Raw genomic sequence first — 21,041 nt, forward strand, 5'->3', positions numbered from 1 at the left:
ACCTAAGTGTGGTGTATAACGCTCGTTATGCAAGCGCTGCAGCAACCCTGACACTTTAGCGCCTGCGTGCAGAGTTACGCGTCTTTAAATCCCCTGGCAATTTTAACACTATCCCAGCCTCCCAAGGCGGGGCTTTCATCACCAACAAGCTAATTGCTTTATCAGCATTATGGGCTTCAGAGACGTCGTTATCGCAAGGAGCCAATCAAGCCAGGGCACTAATGGCAAAAAGATCTCACATAAACGCTTAACCAGGGTGTCACCCGTCCAACATATCAGGACGCTTTCCGATGCAAACGCAACAAGAGTTCGGCTTCCGCTCTAGGTAACTCACATTCGGCAACCAACTCATCAATACCAGCACCTAGAGAGACCATTTTGGCTGCCCGAGTATAGAGACGGGCACCAGGATCCTGCTCAGCATTTTCCTCCAACTTTGCCTGCTGTTGCTTTATCAGTTTTTCAAGTTCAAGTACTCTGCGACCGACACCAATGGTGCCACTGCGCAATTCGTTCAACTCCTGACGTAACTGCTCATTCTGCTTGTCAGCTTCCCTAACTAAAACGGTCAAGGCATCAACTCTGCTGCTCAGCTTAGAAAAGTGTTTTTGGCACCAGATCGCAACGCCGCTTCCAACAACAATAGCAATCGATAACGCAACCAACAATTCCATATAGTCCTGCATAATAAACGACCTGATAAGGGCAGCGTCAGAAACCTGCCACTAAAAGAAACTGCCAAATTTAATGCAAACACAATACCAAGAATTTTACGCCGCCCGGATGCAGCTGACTTTCATGTACCCGGATGAACGGATACCGCTGATTCATACAGATTTGCTGCAATTTAGGACATTAATGAATATTGCACTGCCATACCTTTTCACTTTCACATCCAAATCAAAGCGAGTACTTGCTAGCATCAGAACCATTGAGAGATGAACACCAGACTGACACTCATGCCGGTATCTGCCCCTATTTCGTGTAGTCCTACGCACTTTTACAGTTTTACCTAACTGGACATGCCGTAATAGGTACGACAAGGACATCCTGATATCGAATGAATGCAGGGGGATATTGACATGCACTAGCTGCACCCGGACCAATGCGACTTAAGGGGAAATGGTGAAATGGTGAAATGTTGCACCCTCTAACCTAAGCGATTCTGGCAGCTATAGCCAATGCGGACCTGATTTAACCCATTGACCGGAATCGAGCGGATGAGGATCCGCAGCAACTCTTCTTGTCACGCCATAAGTAAAAAACCCGCAATATGCGGGTTTAATACAGATAAAGTCGGAATTTACAAAAAGCCAAAGGATTAACGTACTGAGCCTGCTGGCTGAGAATCTTGAGTATGATGAAGACTTAAATCTCTTCCAACTCAGCCCATTCTTCATCAGTCAACAGCTTGTCGAGGTCAACCAGAATCAACAGCTCCTCGCCGCGATTGGAAACCCCCTGAATAAACTTGGCACTCTCTTCAGTCCCCACATTGGGCGTGTTATCAATTTCACTGCTTCGCAGATACACAACCTCGGCAACGCTGTCGACCAGAATGCCAATGACCTGCTTCTCTGCTTCAATAATGACGATACGGGTGGAATCATCGACATCCGCTGACGGCAAACCAAACCGAGAGCGGGTATCAATTACAGTAACAACATTACCCCTAAGGTTAATGATCCCTAACACGTAGTAAGGTGCGCCTGGTACCGGGGCGATCTCGGTATACCTCAGCACTTCCTGGACCTGCATTACATTGATGCCATATGTTTCATTATCCAGATGAAATGTCACCCACTGTAAAACAGCGTCTTCCTTGGTTGCCACTGCGGCTACACTACTTGTTTCAGTCATAATTACCTCAGCCTATAGGATCCTGACACCCTAACCCTGCATCAAGCATGGTAATCAGAGCATCCACATTCAAAATGCCACACATCTGTTCTTTGACGACTCCCGCCAACCAAGGACGTTTCCCGGGCTTGGTACGCCAATTAACCTGCGACTTATCGATTCTGGTCGCGTTTAACAGGGATTCACAGGCCAATCCCCAATTGCTCTTTGATAATTGTACAACATATTGATAATTTTTCGATTCAACATCATTTTTATCTATATGTTCCGGCATTACCCAGGCGCAGGTATCGACAACATTGACCTGCTCCCCTCGGTGTGTCTGTAGCCCCAAATACCACTCTGGCCTTCCGATGATATGGTTCAGCTTCTCCAGTCGGATAATGCCGCCAAGGCTAACCAAAGGCACCGCAAGCGTCAGCCCAGCGATAGAGAAAAACAATACCTGAAATTCATCATCAAGTTTCTCTGCCAATGGAGTCCGAACATCCGGAGGCACGGCTCCGTTTTGAGTCACCGGTTCAGAACTGACTTGCTCTACAGATAACTCCTGTTGCTTCGCGATCTGCAAAGCTTCGGCTTCAAGGGCATCAGCCTCTTTAATCACGTCAGCTAACCGCTGCACCGGCTGTGACTCAAATACTGCTGTATCGACCTTTTGAGCTTCTGTCACCCGATTGAGCCGAGCAGGAGTCACATCATCTGTCGAAACATCAATTTTGGATGAACGCTGCTCCTGCTCTATCACTGGCGCCAATAGACGCTCGAGTAAGGCGCGATCGACTGCAGGTTTTTCCAGCGTCGTTGTAGTCATCAACTGTGCAATGTCATCAGCTAAAAGTTTGTTAAGGGGCTCAGTCCTTAGCGGATTATTTTTTGAACCGACAGGTTCCGGTTCCGATGCAGCGGCATAAGTTTGTTCCGCAGTAACCTTTTCATCGACCTCACAAACCTCAGGTTCTCGCAGCAACAGGCTGAAATAATCATACACTGTACTGTCAACTGACCCTGACATGACCAAATTCTCCGGTTAGCAGGTAGTCCAGTAGTTTGTCGTAAGCCTTTACACCCCGACTCGTTGGCGCATATTGTGGCGCAGGTAAATGGGCCAGGCTGGCGTCTCTGAATTTAGTATCAACCGGTATCACATCCGGCCAAAGATTGACGCCGTAATCCTCTCCCAGTTTTTGCAATGCTGCTGGAGAGGCTTTGGTTCTGCGGTCGTACATTGTTGGAACAATAGAATAACTGTAACGGGTATGTTTGGAGCGCCCCATCAACTCCATGGTTTTGAGCATTCGTTCAAGGCCTTTTATGGCGAGAAATTCCGTCTGAACCGGAATGACAATATGTTGACTCGCCGCCATAGCATTAACCATCAGCACACCTAAAACCGGCGGGCAATCGATCAATACAACATCGAAATCAGCGTCCACCTGACTAAGGATATTCCGCAGAATAAGCCCCATTCCTTCCTGATGACCCAAAGCCCTATCCAGGGTTGCCAAAGCCATTGTCGCCGGCAATAAATGCAGGTTATCCACCTGAGTTGGAACCAAATGCCCAACGACCTTGTCTCTGGATAACGCTTTATGTTGCAGAAACAGGTCATACAAAGATGCAGACACCTCTTCCGAGTCAACGCCCAGATAATATCCCAGAGACGCGTGCGGATCGGTATCTACCATCAACACCTTTTGTCCTCGTTTGGCCAGCGTGCCGGCCAGACTGGCAACAGTCGTTGTTTTACCCACGCCACCCTTTTGGTTCGCTATGGTCCAGACCTTCAAGTTATACCCTAATCATTGGTTTTAATTATCTTCGCGCGTAGTGACTCGAATCCCACCGTGTGGCAATCGAATAACTTTTATTCCCTGAGCATCAACAGATTCGATGGTTATTGCAGTGGACGGAGCCCGATTGTCACCCACCTGGGGTTGAGCGTTATCGTCGCGGATATTGGGCTGCTCGTCAGCCCCCCCCTCCGAATGTTGCTTCAGCGCCGGAGTTTCAGCCTCAATCTCGACATTCAGTCGCTCCCCCTTACGCGCCATATTAATAAGCTCTTCCACCCGTTGAGGATTGGCCCCCAACCAGTCAGACAACTGTTGCGCCTGCTCATCGGGTACCATCAACATGACCTGGGATGACTTAAGTGAGTTCACTTCAGCGTGAAGTCGGGCGTTGGTGTCCCAGAGTTTTACCAACATGAAACCGGTCCAGCTCAAAGTACCAATACACACAGCAAGCACCAGTGCCAGGCCCAATGACCAACGGGACAGCTTAGCCATGTCCTGACTCTTTTAAAATGGCATCAGCCATTTGTTCTATTCCCAGGACATGAGAAGCCAAACCGGCATTGACGATTGCCTGCGGCATTCCATAAACAACACAACTGGCTTCATCCTGCGCCCAAATAGTTGCCCCGAGCTTGCTTAACATCCTTGCGCCCTCACGACCGTCGGCTCCCATACCGGTCAACACCAGTGCCAGTACATCACCACCAAACAATTTGGATGCCGACGCAAACGTAATATCAACGCTGGGCTTGTAATTCATATCGGCCTTACCGGCAAGAATTTTAATTCTGCCAAACGCTCCCGCTTTCTCAAGCATCATCTGCATGCCCCCGGGCGCTAAGTAAGCACAACCAGGTTGCAGCATTTCACCATTTTCAGCTTCCTTGACCCGAATATGGCACAGACTGTCAAGACGAGTAGCAAAAGCCGGCGTAAAAGCGGCAGGCATATGTTGGATAAGCAAAATAGGTAGAGAGTAGTTTGCCGGTAATTGAGTCAGGATTTTTTGCAGAGCGACAGGTCCGCCAGTAGAAGTGCCAATAACCAGTAAGCGGTAACGCTTACCACTGGCGCTGGTGTAGCGCTTTGTTGGTATGACAGGGGCGGTTGGTACCACTGGACGAACGGCATGCTCTACCAGCGGCTCTCTGCGCACCGGAATACTACTTGGCAGCACTACTGCTGGCCGACGCCGGGCGATTCCCCTAATCCGATTTTGCAATAAAGCTGTCGCGTCCTCTTTATTGGTTGCGATATCCTCAAACCGTTTGGGCAAAAAATCGAGAGCACCGGCTTCCAGAGCTTCCAACGTCGCCTTGGCACCATCATGAGTCAGCGATGAGAACATCAGGATCGGCACCGGACTGGCCGCCATAATCCGCCGGACGGCAGTAATACCGTCCATCACAGGCATTTCCACATCCATGGTAATAACGTCAGGCCGCAACCGGGCGGCCATCGAAATCGCCTCTTCCCCATTCGTTGCGGTTCCGACCACTTCCAAACCAGGATCCTGGTTTACTATTTCAGACACTCGTCTTCTGAAAAAGCTGGAATCATCAACAACGAGTACTTTAATCGCCATTTAAATCCTTGGACTATTGTTATTTTTTCTTGGCGTAATTATTTATCAGACCGGGAATATCCAGGATCAGAGCTATACCGCCATCAGAAGTAATTGTCGCGCCAGCCATTCCTGGTGTGCCCTGAAGCAATTTGCCAAGAGGTTTAATCACCACTTCTTCCTGACCAATCAACGAATCCACCACAAACCCTACCAGCACATGGGCAAGCTGAACGATAACAACATGACCAAAGGCTTTATCACCATGTTTAAACTTGCTGTTTTTAGTCAGCCAGCTTTCAAGATAAAACAGTGGAACCGCTTTTTCCCTGACATTAACAGTACGTTGACCATCGACCACATTGGTTTTAGTCAGATCCAGGTGGAAAATTTCATTAACATTCGAAAGTGGCAGAGCAAACACCTGATCGGCCACTTCAACCATCAGGGTTGGCATAATCGCCAGCGTCAGCGGCACTTTAATCTCTAGAACAGTGCCTTTACCTTTGGTGGAAAAGACGTTCACTGTGCCGTTTAATTGGGTAATACGGGTTTTCACCACATCCATCCCAACACCACGACCAGATATGTCAGATATTTCTGTTTTAGTTGAGAAACCCGGCGCAAAAATCAGGTTGTAGGCTTCCGCATCAGACATACGCGATGCAGAATCCTCATCCAGAACACCACGGTTGATGGCGATCTCCTTGAGCTTGTCCGGATCCATACCGCCGCCATCATCTTCAATTTTCAGCAGGATATGGTCACCTTCCTGACTGGCGGATAAAGTAATGGTGCCACTTCTGGGCTTTCCATTCTTTTCCCGCACATCAGGCATTTCAATGCCGTGATCCACAGAGTTACGCACCAGGTGAACCAAGGGATCTGCCAGTGCCTCAACCAGGTTCTTGTCAAGGTCGGTTTCCTCACCCACCATCACAAGCTCAATGTCTTTTTTCAAACTCCGAGCCAAATCACGCACGACTCTGGGGAACCGACCAAAAACTTTCTTAATCGGCTGCATCCGGGTTTTCATCACGGCACCCTGCAGATCGCCGGTCACCAAATCCAGATTGGCCAATGCCTTGCTCATCTCCTCATCATCCCGGGTAATACCCAGACTGACCAGGCGATTGCGCACCAATACCAACTCCCCGACCATATTCATAATTTGGTCAAGCCGAGCGGTATCAACACGGACGGTAGTCTCGCCCTGAGGGACGGCTTTTGCGGCGGGCTCTTTGTCTTTGGCCACCGCAGCAGGAGGAGTTCTTGACGCAGGCGCGGCCGCTGATGCCGCAGGAGCGGGTTTTGGCGACGCAGCAGCAACTTTGGGAGCGGCTTTCACAGCCTGCGCAGGAGCAGCCTCCGCTTTACCCGGCCCACCACCTTCACCGTGCAACTCGTCCAGTAATTTCTCAAATTCATCATCGGTGATATCTTCAGAGCTAACCTCTACCTTAGCTGGCTCGTCAGAAACTTCACCTTTAAATTTACCGGCGCCGTGCAACTCATCCAACAATGCCTCAAATTCATCATCAGTGATGTCGTCACTGTCGGAAGACGGTGATACCTCAGCAGCGACCGGCTCAGAGCTTCCGCTCACTCCGGGTCCGTTACCTTCACCATGTAATGCATCCAACATGGCTTCAAATTCGCCCTCATCAATCTCATCGATTGATCCTGGGTTATCCGCTGCAGGTGAAGATTTTGGTTCAGGCTCAGATGCAAACAAGCCGTCGTCATCAACCACAGCCTCAGCCACTTCCGGCTGACTCTGGGCAGCAGGCTCTCCACCACCTTCAGAAGGCAGCGGAGCACCACTGGCCAACAACTTCAGGTTCCCCATCAGCTCCTGAGAGGCAGGTTCCTGCTCCTGGCCTGATTGGGTCTGATCATATTGGGTATTAATGGTATCAACAGCCTGCAGGATGATATCCATCAGCTCAGGTGTCACAGCACGCTTACCGTTGCGCAGTAAATCGAAAGTGTTTTCCGATTCATGACACACAGCTACCATGGGATTTAACCCCAGGAATCCGGCACCACCTTTTACTGTGTGAAAGCCACGGAAAATCGCGTTGAGCAATTCCGTATCATCCGGATTGTTTTCAAGGGATACCAATTGTTCCTGAAGCAATTCCAGAATCTCGCCGGCTTCAACCAGAAAATCCTGCAGGATCTCTTCATCCACATCAAAGGCCATTCACTTGACTCCTACGCTTAGAACCCGAGACTTGATAATAGATCGTCGACCTCATCTTGGCCGGCGACAACATCTTCTCTCAATTCGGCGTTCATTATCGGTCCTTCAGCTTCTATGCCTGTAAGTTGTTCAGGCTCAGATTCCGCATGCGGAATATCACCAAATACCGTGAGTAAAGATACCAAATTGGTTTCAACATCTTTGACCAGCTGAATCACCCGACGGATCATCTGTCCGGTCAGATCCTGAAAATCCTGTGCCATTAAAATTTCATTGAGTAATTCTTTGACACGGGTCGAGTCCTGCTCTGTGCGCCCGATAAATTGCTGCACATCATGACAGAGGCTCTTGAATTCGTTGATGTCCAGATCACGGCGCATCAGTTTGTCCCAGGATGGCTGAACCTGATGTACATTCACAGTCAGTGCTTCAGCCAAGGGCAGACATTCTTCCACGGCATCCATGGTTTTGTTGGCGGCATTTTCTGTCATATCAATGACAAAATTTAGACGCTCTTTCGCGTCGGGCAATTCCGTCTGAGCCAATTCCTGCAATTTGCTGTCGATTTGAAAGTCGACCAATGCACTGTGTAATTGACGTGTTAGCTTACCCACTTCATCAAACAGATCTTTCTGCAGTGGCGAAGCCATCTCCCGAAAAAGATCTTCGGCCTGAGCCTGCTCTCCGGCACTCAGCAACTCAACGAGTTGCTGAGCATCTTCAAGGCGAATCAGTCCGGACTTCCCTTCCTGCTCCATCCGCAGCCACCTTAGTTCAAGCGTTCGAAGATTTTATCCAGCTTCTCTTTCAGCGTAGCGGCCGTAAACGGCTTGACGACATAGCCATTCACTCCGGCCTGAGCCGCAGCGATAATTTGCTCGCGCTTGGCCTCTGCAGTCACCATAAGCACCGGCAGATGTTTAAGGTTGTCGTCGGCACGGATAGCCTTGAGCAGATCGATACCCTGCATACCAGGCATATTCCAATCTGTCACCACGAAATCAAAATCGCCTTTTTGCAGCATAGGCAGCGCTGTAGAGCCATCATCGGCTTCCTGCGTGTTATTGAACCCAAGGTCGCGCAACAAGTTTTTGATGATCCGTCTCATGGTTGAAAAGTCATCAACAATGAGAATTTTCATGTTCTTGTCCAAGGTTTCCTCCGATGAGCTTCTGTAATGCTCGATTATTAAAATTATGCTTGCGTCCAATGCTTGAGTTTGGATTTGAGTCTTAACAAAGCCTGACTCAGGATCTGGCTGACTCGTGACTCACTAACTTCAAGTATGGCACCAATTTCTTTCAGGTTGAGTGCTTCGTCGTAATACAACGACAACACCAACGCGTCCCGCTCAGGCAACTGTCTAATCGCTTCGGCCATTGCGGACTGGAACTGAGACTGAGCAACCACCTCATATGCGCCGTCATCTTCGGCGTCATTATGGGTCAGAAAATCAGTCGTGCCCCCTAAATCTTCTATCCCTATGATTTTCCCAACGGAAACATCATTAAGAATATGATGGTATTCATCCAGCGACATATCAAGTCGACCGGCAATTTCCGTATCTTTGGCGTCCCGGCCGAGCTCCTGCTCCAACTCATCCATCGCCTGCGCGATCATTCGCTGGTGTTTATGCACTGAGCGAGGAACCCAGTCTCCGCGCCGTATTTCATCCAACATGGCACCCCGGATTCGAATACCGGCAAAAGTTTCGAATTTAGCGCCTTTACTGCCATCAAATTTGCCAGCCGCTTCCAGCAGACCAATCATGCCAGCCTGCAGCAGGTCGTCCAGCTGAACCGAGGCAGGAAGCCTGGCCAAGAGATGATGCGCAATTCTTTTGACCAGCGGTGCATACTGTTCGACGATAGCGGTTTTATTGTCAAAGCAGGTATACGCTGCGGCTTTATTCACTCGCCCTGTCCCCTTGATATTCCGGACGCTGCACCAACCGCTCTACGAAAAACTCCAGATGCCCGCCGGGTTGCTGGGGCACCGGCCAGCTGATGACTTTGTTTGCCAGTCCGTGATAAGCGATTGCTGAAGGCGATTTTGGAAATGCTTCTACCACTAATTTTTGCTTACGTACTGATTTGCGCAAGTTTTCATCAAATGGAATCGTAGCCACCAGTTCCAGTGCAACATCCAGAAAGCGGTCGGTAACCTTACTGAGTTTAGCAAACAACTCCATACCTTCACGCAAACTGCGTACCATATTGGCGACTATTTTGAAGCGGAATACACCGTGTTCACGACTGAGAATTTTAATCAAGGCATAAGCGTCGGTAATGGACGTTGGTTCATCACACACCACGACCATGACATCCTGAGAAGCCCTTGCAAAACTCAGTACCATGTCAGAAATTCCCGCCGCCGTATCGACGATCAGAATATCGAACTGAGTACGCATCTCACTGAACGCACGGATAAGCCCTGCATGCTGTGCCGGAGTCAGCTCCACCATACCCTGGGTGCCCGAGGTCGCTGGTACAATGCCAATGCCTTTGGGGCCGCGTACAACAATGTCATCCAGTTCCGCTTCACCGGATAATACATGCGACAGATTTCGCTCGGCTCTTAAGCCCAACATGACGTCGACATTCGCCAAACCGAGATCCGCGTCTAAAACCAGCACACGTTTCCCCTTTTCAGCCAATGCGACCGCGGTGTTAATTGAGACGCTGGTTTTGCCGACGCCACCCTTACCACCGGTCACGGCTATCACTTTTACTTTTTCGTTATATGGTTGATTCATAGTACGTAAACCGCTTGCTTGATCCCGGGTCATTTCTCTACTCAAATGCATAGGCCAACTCTTCTGACCGGCCAGATTGTGGCACAAAATCCTCTTCATCCCTGTGATCCAGCACCGACAGGGCCTGCTGCGCCAGCTTTAAGGTGTCAGCAATACTGAGATCCTCAGGAACACGTTGCCCATCCGTCACATAATTCAAAGGCAATCCATTCTGAATCAATACACTGAGCGCACCAGCCAGAGAAACGGACTCATCCAGCTTTGTCAGTATTGCACCGGAAAGAGGAATTCGCTTGAAATGTTTCACTGCGTCCTGCATGACTTTGCGCTGGGCCGTCGCAGCCATCACCAGATAACTGCGGATGGGTAAGCGCTTGTTGGCAGCCAAATTATCCAGTTGTTGATACAGGCGCAAATCTCTTTGCCCCATACCTGCGGTGTCAATCAGCACCAGTTTACGGTTGCGGAATTGGTAAAGCACCTGCTCAAGTTCATGGAAATCATGAGCCTGCTTAACCGGACACCCCATTATTTTGCCATAGGTTGCCAACTGCTCAAAGGCACCGATACGATAATGATCCGTGGTGATCAGTGCAACCTGATCAGATCCATGATACGCGGCAAAACGTGCCGCGATCTTGGCCAATGTAGTTGTCTTGCCTACACCAGTGGGGCCAACCAGGGCGATAACTCCCCCCTGCTTGACGATATCATCTCCCCGGTTATCCAGCAGATTAGCCAGACTCTGCGGTAATGTACGCACCAGCTCAGCCGGTGGATAATGCTGACTCAAGGCCGATAACTTCGCCGCCAATTGGGGAGAGAAATCCGCCTGCAACAGGCGTTGCTCCAGCATTGCGCCAACAGGATCCTGACGCTGGCGCTGCTCTGACATCAGGCTGGAAAGCTGATGAGTCAGCAGCGCCCGGAGTGCAGACATTTCTTCACGCAGTTCTTCAACCCCGGCGTTGGACGCCTGAGGCTGAGCGGCTTTACGGGCAGGTTGAACATGTGCCGCTTTTGGGGCGTCCCCCAGACCACGGGCCCAGGCCGGTAACTCAGGTTCTGCAGCCGGTTGACGACTCTGCTCAGTGAGACGTTGTTGCTGCCGCTCAAGCAGCGCCTGCAGTGAATCCGCCGGTACGTTTTGAGCAGCCGTCGGTGCCTGACTGCGCGCCTTGACGACATTGGACTGGCCAAGTGAGACGCGATCATCAGCAACATCCGCCATTATACCGGTTGTTCTTGGCTTGGGATCGTCATAATCCACGGCTGCGACAATTTCGATGCCACCGGCGACTTTTTTGTTCGACATGATCACCGCATCAGAACCCAGGGTATCTTTGACCTGTGCCAGCGCCGTTCTCATGTCTTTGGCAAAAAATCGTTTAATTTTCACTTCTCAACCCTCTATTGACCGACGGCGGACACAATTCTGATTTGTTTCTCATCAGGTACTTCCTGATAAGAGATCACCCGCATATTGGGGATGGTGTATTTCACAAACCGCGACAAGGTCGAGCGCAACATGCCCGAAGTCAGCAAAATGGCCGGTTGCCCAACCATTTCCTGACGTGAAGCTGCATCGGCCAGGGATTGTTGCATGCGCTCAGCCAGTCCGGGTTCGATATTTGGCCCGTCACCGCCGGTTGCCTGCATAGACTGATGCAACATCTGTTCCAGCTCTGGCGCCAATGTTATGACAGGGATTTCCAGCTCGGGGCCTGAGATCTCCTGAACGATCATTCGTTTGAGCGCAATTCGCACCGCCGCGGTCAACACCTCGGTATCATTGCTGCGTGGACCATATTCCAGCAAGGTCTGCACTATGGTACGCAAATCACGAATAGAGACCCCTTCATTCAACAGGTTCTGCATCACCTTAACGACATTACCCAGACTCATGACCTCTGGAATAAAGCCATCGACCAGTTTGGGTGAGTGTTTACCAAGAATGTCCAGCAACTGCTGAACCTCTTCATAACCCAGCAACTTGGCCGCATTATTGGTCAGCAATTGACTGATGTGGGTAGCAACCACAGTGGAAGCATCCACCACTGTGTATCCCAGTGACTGGGCGTGCTCACGCTTCGCTGGCTCCACCCACACAGCTTCCAAGCCAAACGCGGGATCTCTGGTCACAGTACCTTCCAACTTGCCAAAGACCTGGCCGGGATTGATCGCCAGCTCGCAGTCATGACGTACTTCAGCCTCACCGACCACCACCCCCATCAGCGAAATCCGGTACGCATTGGGCGCCAAATCCAGGTTGTCGCGGATATGTACTGCCGGAACCAGAAACCCCAGCTCCTGCGACAACTTCTTACGCACGCCCTTAATCCGTCCCAGCAGCTCTCCGCCCTGGCTTTTATCCACCAAAGGAATGAGTCGGTATCCTACCTCCAGCCCAATGGTATCGACATGCTGCACATCATCCCAACTGAGTTCACGGGGCTGACTCTGAGCAGGATCAATCTGTCCCTGCTTTGTTTTCTCCAGCGCTTCGCGCGTCTTTTGCTCGGCACGACTTTTGATAAACCAGGCGCCATAGCCAGTCAGTGCAGCAAACGAGAGAAACACCAGATGAGGCATACCGGGCACCAGCCCCATCACCAGCAGGACACCAGATGCAATCGCCAGTGCCTTGGGGCTGTCAAACATCTGACTCATTACCATCTGCCCCATATCGCCGGTCTCATTCTGGCGGGTTACCATCAGGGCCGCCGCAATCGACAGCAACAGCCCCGGGATCTGAGCGACCAGACCATCACCGATAGTCAGCAAAGTGTAGATTTCAGCGGCGCTGCTGAAATCCATGTCATGTTGCAACATGCCGATGATAAAGCCGCCGAGGATATTGATAATCAGGATCAGAATACCCGCAATGGCGTCACCTTTGACAAACTTGGAGGCACCGTCCATCGCACCGTAAAAATCCGCTTCCCTAGTAACCTCTTCACGGCGCTGGCGGGCCTGTTCCTGGTTGATAATCCCCGCATTCAGATCAGCATCGATGGCCATCTGCTTGCCGGGCATGGCATCCAGCGTAAAGCGGGCACTGACTTCGGAAATTCGCCCGGCACCTTTGGTCACCACGGCAAAGTTGATGATGATAAGAATGAGGAACACCACCAGACCGACAGCGTAATTGCCGCCGATAACCACTGAACCAAATGCTTCGATAACCGCACCGGCCGCGTCACCGCCATTGTGCCCGTCCAGCAGTACCACACGGGTTGAGGCGACGTTCAGTGCCAGCCTGAGCAGAGTTGCGATCAGCAGGACAGTCGGAAAGGCGGCGAAATCCAATGGCCTTTGGGTATAAATGGAGACCAGCAGCACCACCAGCGCCAGAGCAATGTTGAAAGAAAACAGAATATCCAGCAAAAACGCCGGCATCGGCAGCACCACCATAGCCAGTGCAGCAAGCACCAACGCCGGTGTACCTATCCCCTTCAGGTGTTTGGGCCTGACCTCTTTGACCCGCCCAAGTGTCGCTCTTACATCCATCTGCTGTTCCGACTGATATTTGACATCAACACCGAAAAAGCAAATAGCGCACCAAGTTTAAAGAATACTGATGCTCAGGTAAGTACAACGGGAATTCACCGATACGCTTCTTCGCCGTCCCCCTGTGAGACAAAAGAGAATCAGAGAGAACATTAACTTATACATCAGAGCATTGGCATTAGTGCTTCAAGTCATCCGGAATGGGTTGATTCATGGGAATGGGCGTAGGGCGACGTCCTTTGCCCTGCTGGAATTGTCTGAGCTGGAACACATATGCCAGTACCTGAGCCACAGCGGTAAACAATCCCTCTGGCACCTGCTGGTCAATTTTGGTGCTGTGATAAATCGCTCTGGCCAACGGAGGAGCCGAGACGATGGGGATCTCATATTCCCTGGCGATTTCCCTGATTTTAAAAGCAACTTCATCTACGCCCTTGGCCACCACGTATGGCGCCGGCGATTTGCTGACATCATATTTTACCGCCACCGCATAATGTTCCGGGTTTACCACAATCACATCGGCAGTGGGAATATTGGCCATCATGCGTCGCTGCGCCATCTCGCGCTGCATTTGGCGCACCCGTCCTTTCACTTCAGGCTTGCCTTCAGTGTCCTTGTATTCGTCTTTCACCTCCTGTTTGGTCATCTTCAACTGTTTATTGTGATTCCAAATCTGGAATGGCACATCGATGATGACAATCAGCAGGATAGAAGATGACAGCAGCAAAAACAGCCACACCAGCAGATCCAGCGCATGATGCATATTGCCGGGCATGTACTCGCGCGAGAGCGACAGGATTTCGTCGAAGTACAGCGACAGCAGTACGTATGCGGTCACCGCAACCACTGAAAATTTCGCCAGCCCCTTTGCCAGTTCAACCAGGGCCTGTACCCCAAACATACGTTTAAAACCGGCGAGGGGACTCATTTTTGAGGCTTTGGGCAGAATGGCGTAGGTGGAAAAAGTAATGCCTCCCAGCAGCACATTTCCGGCAAAAGAAACCAGCGCCAGAATACCCACCAGCACCAATACCGGAAAAGCCAGTTCACTGAAAATCATCTTCCAGATATTAAACATCTGACTGGTGTCAAATACCTGCTCCCGGGTCTGGGTTAACAGTTGCGTCATCACCCGGTCGAGCGCCTGTGCCAGCGACGGTCCGGTAACCATAAAGCCGACAGCCGCGGACAGCAGTACTGCGGCAGTCCCCAGCTCCTTGGATCTGGCCACCTGCCCTTTGGAACGCGCATCCTGCAATCGTTTGGGGGTCGCCTCTTCAGTCCTTTCCTGACTGGTATCATTCTCTGCCATCAGGGGCCTCCATCGACCTTACACTGCAGATTCACCAGATCGCACAGCAGAGCCTGAGCGCTGTCCCATATTTGTTCAAAATGCGCCATCACAGGAGACAGCGTCAGCCACAAAATGACCAAACCGCTTATCATGGTCACCGGAAAGCCAATGGAGAAAATATTGAGTTGCGGTGCAGCCCGGGTCATCACCCCAAAAGACAGGTTGATCATCAGCAATGCCACGATGGATGACATCGCCATTGTCAGCGCGGAAGCAAACATAGTGCTGCCCCATAATGCCAGCGAGCGATAGTTTTCCACGCTTATTCCGGACATAGACACGGGCAGCGTGTCGAAACTTGCCACCATCATGCGGATCAGCAAAAGGTGACCATCCACGGCCAGAAAAATCATGGTAGTCAGCAACAAGAACAGATTGCCTACGGCGGGAACCTGCTGTCCGGAAGAGGGATCCACCATGGAAGAAAAGCCTAGGCTGGTTTGCATCCCGATGATCTGCCCGGTCAGCACAAAGGTCTGTACCAGCAGTATGGTCACCAGCCCCATGGCAGTACCAATCAGAATTTGCTGCGCAATAACAAAGACAGCCGGCAGTGAAAACAGCTCAATGCCCGGCATGGGTGGCAACACTGGGGCAATGGCAAGAGTAATGGCCACACCAACCAGTAAACGGATCCGGGCCGGTGTTGTGGCGGCCCCAAAAATCACCATCACCATCAACATGGAAGATACCCTGACAAAGGGCCACAAATAGCCCGCCAGAGCATCGTTGATGGTGTTCATCAGGATATCCAATTCAGCCCACCACAATGGGGATGAGGTGCACGATCTCCATAAAGAAGTCCATCAACTTCTGGATAAGCCAGTGGCCGAGGAACATCAGCGCCAGCAGAGTCACCAGCAAACGGGGCAGGAAACTGAGGGTCTGTTCGTTGATGGAGGTTGCAGCCTGAAACACCGCAACCACCAGGCCAACCAGCAGCCCGGGCACCACTACGGCAGAGACGATAACCACAATCACCGCCAGCGCCTCACGGAAAATATCAACCAGAGATTCAGGCGTCATGAGCCTAGTCCAAAACTGTTGGCCAGCGTCCCCATGACCAGCGTCCAGCCATCAACCAGCACAAACAACATGATTTTGAAAGGCAGAGATACGATCATGGGTGACAACATCATCATCCCCATGGCCATCAGGATACTGGCCACCACTAAATCAATCACCAAAAACGGAATAAACAACATAAAGCCAATCTGGAATGCAGTTTTCAGTTCACTGGTGATAAAAGCCGGAATAATCACGCTCATGGGTGCCTGTTCGGGCTCGGCGATGTTGTCGTAACCGGCAATATCAATGAAGGTTTTCAAGTCTGTCACTCGGGTCTGGGCCAGCATGAATGCTTTGAGCGGTTCTTTACCCTGATCGTAAGCCTGCTGCAGGGTCAGCTGATCCTCCATGTAAGGCTTGACCCCGGCGTCGTAAATCTGGGTGAAAATCGGCGACATGATAAATAGCGTCATAAACAGACTCAGGCCAATCAACACCTGATTTGACGGAGTTTGCTGCAAGCCAATGGCTTGGCGGAGAATCGACAGAGTGACAATGATCCGGGTAAAAGAGGTCAACATAATGACCATAGCCGGAATGAAACTCAGCGCCGTCATCAGCAACAGGATCTGCATGGTCACCGAATACTGAGTGCCGCCATCCGCTGTCTGGGTTACAGTCACAGCAGGTAAAATACCATTGTCGGCAAATACCTGAGTGCTCACCCCCAGCAATAACATCCCTGCCAGCCACGCTATCCTGTTCATTTTTGTCCGCCTTTAGCTTGCCTGAGTTGCTCGGCGAAACTCACCACCTTGACTTCAAGAGGCTCTTCCAGTTTATCAATCAGGTTGACCTGATGAGGTGTAACACCCAATAAATACTGTTGTTTACCCACTTCCACCAGAACCAGTTTTTCCTTCTGCCCCAGTGGCGTCACTGCCAGCGTTTTCAGCTGTCCATGGGAAGATGGCACCAGATTGAAACGCTTAACTACAAACGCCAGGGCAAAAATCAGCAGCAACACCAGAATCAGCCCACCCACCATGCTGGCCATGGTTGACTGGTTGGAGGCGGGAGCCGCTGTATCGGCGGCGCTGGCGGCCGCCATCAGGATGGTCATCGACATGTAGATTATTTCAGCTTCTTGATTCGTTCTGTCTGGCTAATGACATCGGTCAGACGAATACCAAACTTGTCATTGACCACCACCACTTCACCGTGGGCAATCAGGGTACCATTAACCATGACATCCAGTGGTTCACCCGCGACCCGATCCAGCTCCACGACTGACCCCTGGTTGAGCTGCAGCAGATTACGGATGTTGATGAAACTGCGCCCCACCTCCATGGAAATGGTGACGGGAATATCCAGAATTGCATCCAGCTTGGATTGATCTTCCGCCGACAGCTTTGTCGACTCATCTTTGAGTTCATCGAGCTCAACCGCTTTGGCTTCTTCCTCAATCTGCTCAGCCATGGCCGCAGCCCAATCATCTCCGATATCTTCTTCACTCATACAACCACCTTATAAATCTTCAATATTTCGGGACTTACCCTTGCGGGTAATCAACTGCAATTCAGTTTTTACAGTCTCAGGACGGGCTATTTTCTCGTAGACCTTGAGCGCCAGATTGTCGCGGGAGCGTCCCAATTTACAGCGAAAACTGGGCAGTTCCTCCACATCCATGATGATATATTCAGGCATCTCAATGGGAATGATGTCTCCTGCGCGCATTTCCATCACATCCCTGAGAGTAATGGTCTTTTGCACTATCTTGGCCTCGACCCCGACTTCGACATCCATGATCTCTTCCCGCAGCGCTTTGGACCAGCGAATATCGGTATCCTGGGTGTCACTCTGCACACCGGCATCGAGCAGCTCACGAATAGGTTCGATCATGGAATAAGGCATGGTGATGTGGAAATCGCCGCCACCACCGTCCACCTCAATATGGAACGAACTGATCACCACCACCTCAGTGGGACTGACAATGTTAGCCATCGCCGGGTTCACTTCCGAGTCCAGATATTCAAACTCGGTATCCATCACTGGCGCCCAGGCATCTTTATAATCTTCAAAGATAATTTTCAGCAGCAACTGCACAATCCGCCGCTCAGTGGGGGTAAATTCCCGCCCCTCAATCTTGGCGTGAAAACGGCCGTCACCACCGAAGAAGTTGTCCACCAGAATAAATACCAGCCTGGCTTCCATGGTAATAAGCGCCGTCCCTTTAAGCGGACTGAAGCGCACCATATTCAAACTGGTCGGCACAAACAGCGTATGAACATATTCGCCAAACTTGAGCATCTGCACGCCGTTGATGGAAACCTCTGCCGCCCGGCGCATCATGTTGAACATACTGATGCGCAAATGTCTGGCAAATCGCTCATTCACCAGCTCCAGCGTCGGCATCCGGCCCCGGACGATTCGGTCCTGGGAGGAAAAGTCAAAGGATTGCGCGGGACGACCCGCGCCGTCATCCGGTGAATCTTCCTCGACGTCATCTACTCCGTGAAGCAGCGCGTCAATTTCGTCTTGGCTTAATAAATCGCTCACACTTATGCCTCTGGTGACTGATTACTGCATGACAAACCCGGTGAACAGTACTTTTTCTACCACCTTCTTACCGGCGATCGGGTTAAGGGTATTCTGTACGTTCAACAGGGCTTTTTGCCTCAGATCGTCCTTGCCAACCTGAGTTTTTAACTTCTCTACATCTGCGGTGCTGAAAGTGGACAGCAACGAATCCTCAATTAAAGGAATATGTTTCTTCGCCAGCGTTTCGTTATCATCACCCCGGACCATCAGTTGTACTTTGATTTCCACCAGCCGGCTCTTTTGAGCCCCCGCCAGGTTGAACAGGAATGGTCTGGGCATGCCGACGTAACGCGCTTCGCCTGAATTGCTTTCTTCTGCCTCTGCTGCCGGCTGTGCTGCAGCCTGTGCATCTTCTGCAACAGGCTCTTCACCGCCCATCATAAAAAAGGCAGCCCCACCGCCGGCCAGTAACACGACAACAACACCAATAATCAAAAACAGCTTGCCTTTACCCTTGGGTTTTGCCGTTTCTTCCAGCTCCAGTTCTTCAGCCATATTTGTGTCCTTGTGTTATTTAAAGTCGCTGAAATATCATTACTTATATTTCATAACTTTCATTATAGGTTACCCACTCAGGCGTAATAATCTATAGCTGAACCACCACTGCGTCGCTGATTTGTTACTGATGCTGGAGCGTCTGCTGCAATTTCATCCACTTCACGCCCCACCCCGTGATGACCGCTACCCTCACCATCAGTCTGGCCACCACCGGAACTCTGCTGTTGAGAAACCTGACCATCGGCCAGTTCCATCCCCTGAGACTGCAACATTTCCCGCAACCTTGGCAGGGTCTGCTCGAGCATATCCCGGGTTTGCTGCTGCATGGCGTGAAACTGCACCTGAGTCTGATCGCCATTGACCTGAATGCGTACCAGCATCTGACCCAGCTCCGGCGGATCCAGGCGGATCTCTGCCTGACCGATGCCTTTGCTGACCATATGAACCAGCTGTTGCTGCATTAACGGTGCAAATTTCTGGATCAGTTGTTGCTGCTGGAACTGGCCGTCGACTTCCTGACGAACAGATAGTTGAAACTGGGGAACTTCACTTCGATGAATTGGTGTTTGAACACTCTGATTGTGCGTCAGTTGCGTCACACGTTCATCGATAACATCTGTGCTGCTCTGCACAGTTAATTCTGCTTGCTGCAACATTTTTGCCGCCTGCGATAAACTCACCTGTTCACTCTGGGCGTCAGTTTCCGCGGTCAATGCAACAATCCCCTCTGGCAACGCTGACTGCTGCAGCGCCTGGTTGCTGCCCGCGGATAAAATCCGGGGAACGTCCGTTGTTGGCTGAGAACCACTGACGGCAACTGCAGGCATCGTGGGTTGAGCGGCACTATCCAGCCTGGCTACCTCCAGGCTTGTCGTCAAACCGGGGGCCTCACTGACGGGCGAGGCCCCGGCTACCTGTCCTTCCAGCCGGGCCAGCTGTACCAGCGCGGTAAGTTGACCAACCAAATTGCCAAGCGCCTTTTGCTGTTCATCACTCAGAGGAAGCGCCCCAATACCCAAAAGCTCAGCGGATTTTTGCAGATCCGGTTGACCATCAGCATTGGTCAGCTGACTGAGCAGCGCCTGAATATCAGCCAGCGGCATTTTGGTGTCACCGAACTGCTCCAGCATACCGGTCAGCTTCCCGGCGTCCGGCATATCCTTGAGCTGAGCCAGCAGTGACGCCAAATCATCATTCAGCGCCGGTGAACTATCCCCGGTATCTTCTGAAGATACCGGCCCGCCAGCAGAAAACCACATGTTAACGGTGGAGAAGGCATTCCCCTGACTGTCAAAAGCGGCAAATATTTCCCCTTCAGGCGGCAAATCTGCGCCATCTCCTTTATCCGCCCACTGTCTGGCCAACTGAATTTGCGAAAACAGCAAACCAAGAGCGAGATTATCCGGCTCGTTAGTGGTATCCAGGGAAATAACAGAAGGCAGCATATTGACAGAGTCAGCAGGCTCCTCGTCCTCGGCCAGCGCCGATGACTTGGGCTCAGTGTCCAACTCAGAAGTCTGCTCAGACGCCAAGTCAGCCTCATCTGTCGCCTTTGATTCGCCTTTCCCCGGAACCGTTACTCCGGAACTCGCGGCGACACTGGACTCATTGGTGTTTGCCGTTGATCCAGGCTGCTGATGCGACTCCCCCTCTGCAGACGTGCCAGCCACACTGCGCTCCGCTGGCTTGTCCGCCAGTTTGTCACTGCCATTTCCCTGCAATTGGTTCTGCGCGCGGGATAGCAGATCGGCAAAGCCCTCTTCCCCCCTGACTTCCTGGCCGGGGTTTTGAGTGCTGACTGGCGCACCGAGAAGGACTGAACTGAGTTGCTGCATGTTGACCTCCGTCAAATCTGCCAAACGAACGTCATTCCGCTGGCAGTCATC

The 21,041-nt window shown here is 51.2% G+C and carries 22 protein-coding genes; all 22 read right to left on the reverse strand.

The window, feature by feature from the left end; all coding sequences use genetic code 11:
• Positions 1-275: 275 nt before the first annotated feature.
• The 22 genes from ACRRUX_RS09070 to ACRRUX_RS09175 all read right to left on the reverse strand — a co-directional run bounded on the left by ACRRUX_RS09070 (position 276) and on the right by ACRRUX_RS09175 (position 20,990).
• On the reverse strand, positions 276-686 hold the full coding sequence (locus tag ACRRUX_RS09070; protein WP_432529403.1) for a DUF2802 domain-containing protein: 411 nt from the start codon (positions 684-686) through the stop codon (positions 276-278).
• Positions 687-1,368: 682 nt separating this feature from the next.
• Entirely contained in the window at positions 1,369-1,860 is a 492-nt protein-coding gene (locus ACRRUX_RS09075; protein WP_432529405.1) for a chemotaxis protein CheW, read from the reverse strand.
• Positions 1,861-1,867: 7 nt separating this feature from the next.
• On the reverse strand, positions 1,868-2,875 hold the full coding sequence (locus ACRRUX_RS09080) for a chemotaxis protein CheW (RefSeq protein WP_432529407.1): 1,008 nt from the start codon (positions 2,873-2,875) through the stop codon (positions 1,868-1,870).
• Complete coding sequence (locus ACRRUX_RS09085; protein ID WP_432529409.1) at positions 2,859-3,650, reverse strand: ParA family protein; 792 nt, start codon at positions 3,648-3,650, stop codon at positions 2,859-2,861. Before ACRRUX_RS09085 ends, ACRRUX_RS09080 begins: the two co-directional genes overlap by 17 nt.
• 21 nt (positions 3,651-3,671) lie before the next feature.
• Positions 3,672-4,151, reverse strand: a complete 480-nt coding sequence (locus tag ACRRUX_RS09090) for a hypothetical protein (RefSeq protein ID WP_432529411.1) — start codon at positions 4,149-4,151, stop codon at positions 3,672-3,674.
• Positions 4,144-5,244, reverse strand: coding sequence for a protein-glutamate methylesterase/protein-glutamine glutaminase (locus ACRRUX_RS09095; protein WP_432529413.1), 1,101 nt, complete (start codon positions 5,242-5,244; stop codon positions 4,144-4,146). The genes ACRRUX_RS09090 and ACRRUX_RS09095 overlap by 8 nt, the downstream gene beginning before the upstream one ends.
• A 19-nt stretch (positions 5,245-5,263) precedes the next feature.
• Positions 5,264-7,429, reverse strand: a complete 2,166-nt coding sequence (locus tag ACRRUX_RS09100; protein ID WP_432529415.1) for a chemotaxis protein CheA — start codon at positions 7,427-7,429, stop codon at positions 5,264-5,266.
• Positions 7,430-7,446: 17 nt separating this feature from the next.
• Entirely contained in the window at positions 7,447-8,187 is a 741-nt protein-coding gene (locus ACRRUX_RS09105; protein ID WP_432529417.1) for a protein phosphatase CheZ, read from the reverse strand.
• Positions 8,188-8,198: 11 nt separating this feature from the next.
• Complete coding sequence (gene cheY / locus ACRRUX_RS09110) at positions 8,199-8,582, reverse strand: chemotaxis response regulator CheY (RefSeq protein WP_432529419.1); 384 nt, start codon at positions 8,580-8,582, stop codon at positions 8,199-8,201.
• Positions 8,583-8,623: 41 nt separating this feature from the next.
• Complete coding sequence (locus tag ACRRUX_RS09115) at positions 8,624-9,343, reverse strand: RNA polymerase sigma factor FliA (RefSeq protein WP_432529421.1); 720 nt, start codon at positions 9,341-9,343, stop codon at positions 8,624-8,626.
• Positions 9,336-10,217: a MinD/ParA family protein gene (locus ACRRUX_RS09120; RefSeq protein WP_432529670.1), complete on the reverse strand. Its 882-nt coding sequence runs from the start codon at positions 10,215-10,217 to the stop codon at positions 9,336-9,338. The genes ACRRUX_RS09115 and ACRRUX_RS09120 overlap by 8 nt, the downstream gene beginning before the upstream one ends.
• A 4-nt stretch (positions 10,218-10,221) precedes the next feature.
• Positions 10,222-11,583, reverse strand: a complete 1,362-nt coding sequence (gene flhF, locus ACRRUX_RS09125; RefSeq protein ID WP_432529423.1) for a flagellar biosynthesis protein FlhF — start codon at positions 11,581-11,583, stop codon at positions 10,222-10,224.
• 11 nt (positions 11,584-11,594) lie between these two features.
• On the reverse strand, positions 11,595-13,694 hold the full coding sequence (flhA, locus tag ACRRUX_RS09130) for a flagellar biosynthesis protein FlhA (RefSeq protein ID WP_432529425.1): 2,100 nt from the start codon (positions 13,692-13,694) through the stop codon (positions 11,595-11,597).
• Between the two features lie 178 nt (positions 13,695-13,872).
• Positions 13,873-15,006 (reverse strand): flagellar biosynthesis protein FlhB, encoded by a 1,134-nt coding sequence (gene flhB / locus ACRRUX_RS09135; protein ID WP_432529427.1) that lies wholly within the window; start codon positions 15,004-15,006, stop codon positions 13,873-13,875.
• Positions 15,006-15,791 (reverse strand): flagellar biosynthetic protein FliR, encoded by a 786-nt coding sequence (gene fliR, locus ACRRUX_RS09140; protein WP_432529429.1) that lies wholly within the window; start codon positions 15,789-15,791, stop codon positions 15,006-15,008. The genes flhB and fliR overlap by 1 nt, the downstream gene beginning before the upstream one ends.
• 13 nt (positions 15,792-15,804) lie before the next feature.
• Complete coding sequence (gene fliQ / locus ACRRUX_RS09145) at positions 15,805-16,074, reverse strand: flagellar biosynthesis protein FliQ (RefSeq protein WP_432529431.1); 270 nt, start codon at positions 16,072-16,074, stop codon at positions 15,805-15,807.
• On the reverse strand, positions 16,071-16,796 hold the full coding sequence (gene fliP, locus ACRRUX_RS09150; RefSeq protein ID WP_432529672.1) for a flagellar type III secretion system pore protein FliP: 726 nt from the start codon (positions 16,794-16,796) through the stop codon (positions 16,071-16,073). The genes fliQ and fliP overlap by 4 nt, the downstream gene beginning before the upstream one ends.
• Before the next feature lie 23 nt (positions 16,797-16,819).
• Positions 16,820-17,167, reverse strand: coding sequence for a flagellar biosynthetic protein FliO (fliO, locus tag ACRRUX_RS09155; RefSeq protein WP_432529674.1), 348 nt, complete (start codon positions 17,165-17,167; stop codon positions 16,820-16,822).
• A 23-nt stretch (positions 17,168-17,190) separates the two neighbouring features.
• Positions 17,191-17,574, reverse strand: coding sequence for a flagellar motor switch protein FliN (gene fliN, locus ACRRUX_RS09160; RefSeq protein ID WP_432529433.1), 384 nt, complete (start codon positions 17,572-17,574; stop codon positions 17,191-17,193).
• A gap of 9 nt (positions 17,575-17,583) precedes the next feature.
• Entirely contained in the window at positions 17,584-18,615 is a 1,032-nt protein-coding gene (fliM, locus tag ACRRUX_RS09165) for a flagellar motor switch protein FliM (RefSeq protein ID WP_432529435.1), read from the reverse strand.
• Between the two features lie 21 nt (positions 18,616-18,636).
• A complete protein-coding gene (gene fliL, locus ACRRUX_RS09170; RefSeq protein ID WP_432529437.1) occupies positions 18,637-19,152 on the reverse strand; it encodes a flagellar basal body-associated protein FliL in 516 nt (171 codons plus the stop codon).
• Positions 19,153-19,229: 77 nt separating this feature from the next.
• Positions 19,230-20,990 (reverse strand): flagellar hook-length control protein FliK, encoded by a 1,761-nt coding sequence (locus ACRRUX_RS09175; RefSeq protein ID WP_432529439.1) that lies wholly within the window; start codon positions 20,988-20,990, stop codon positions 19,230-19,232.
• Positions 20,991-21,041: the final 51 nt, after the last annotated feature.

Source organism: Shewanella sp. GXUN23E (assembly GCF_050865035.1).
Taxonomy (GTDB): domain Bacteria; phylum Pseudomonadota; class Gammaproteobacteria; order Enterobacterales; family Shewanellaceae; genus Shewanella.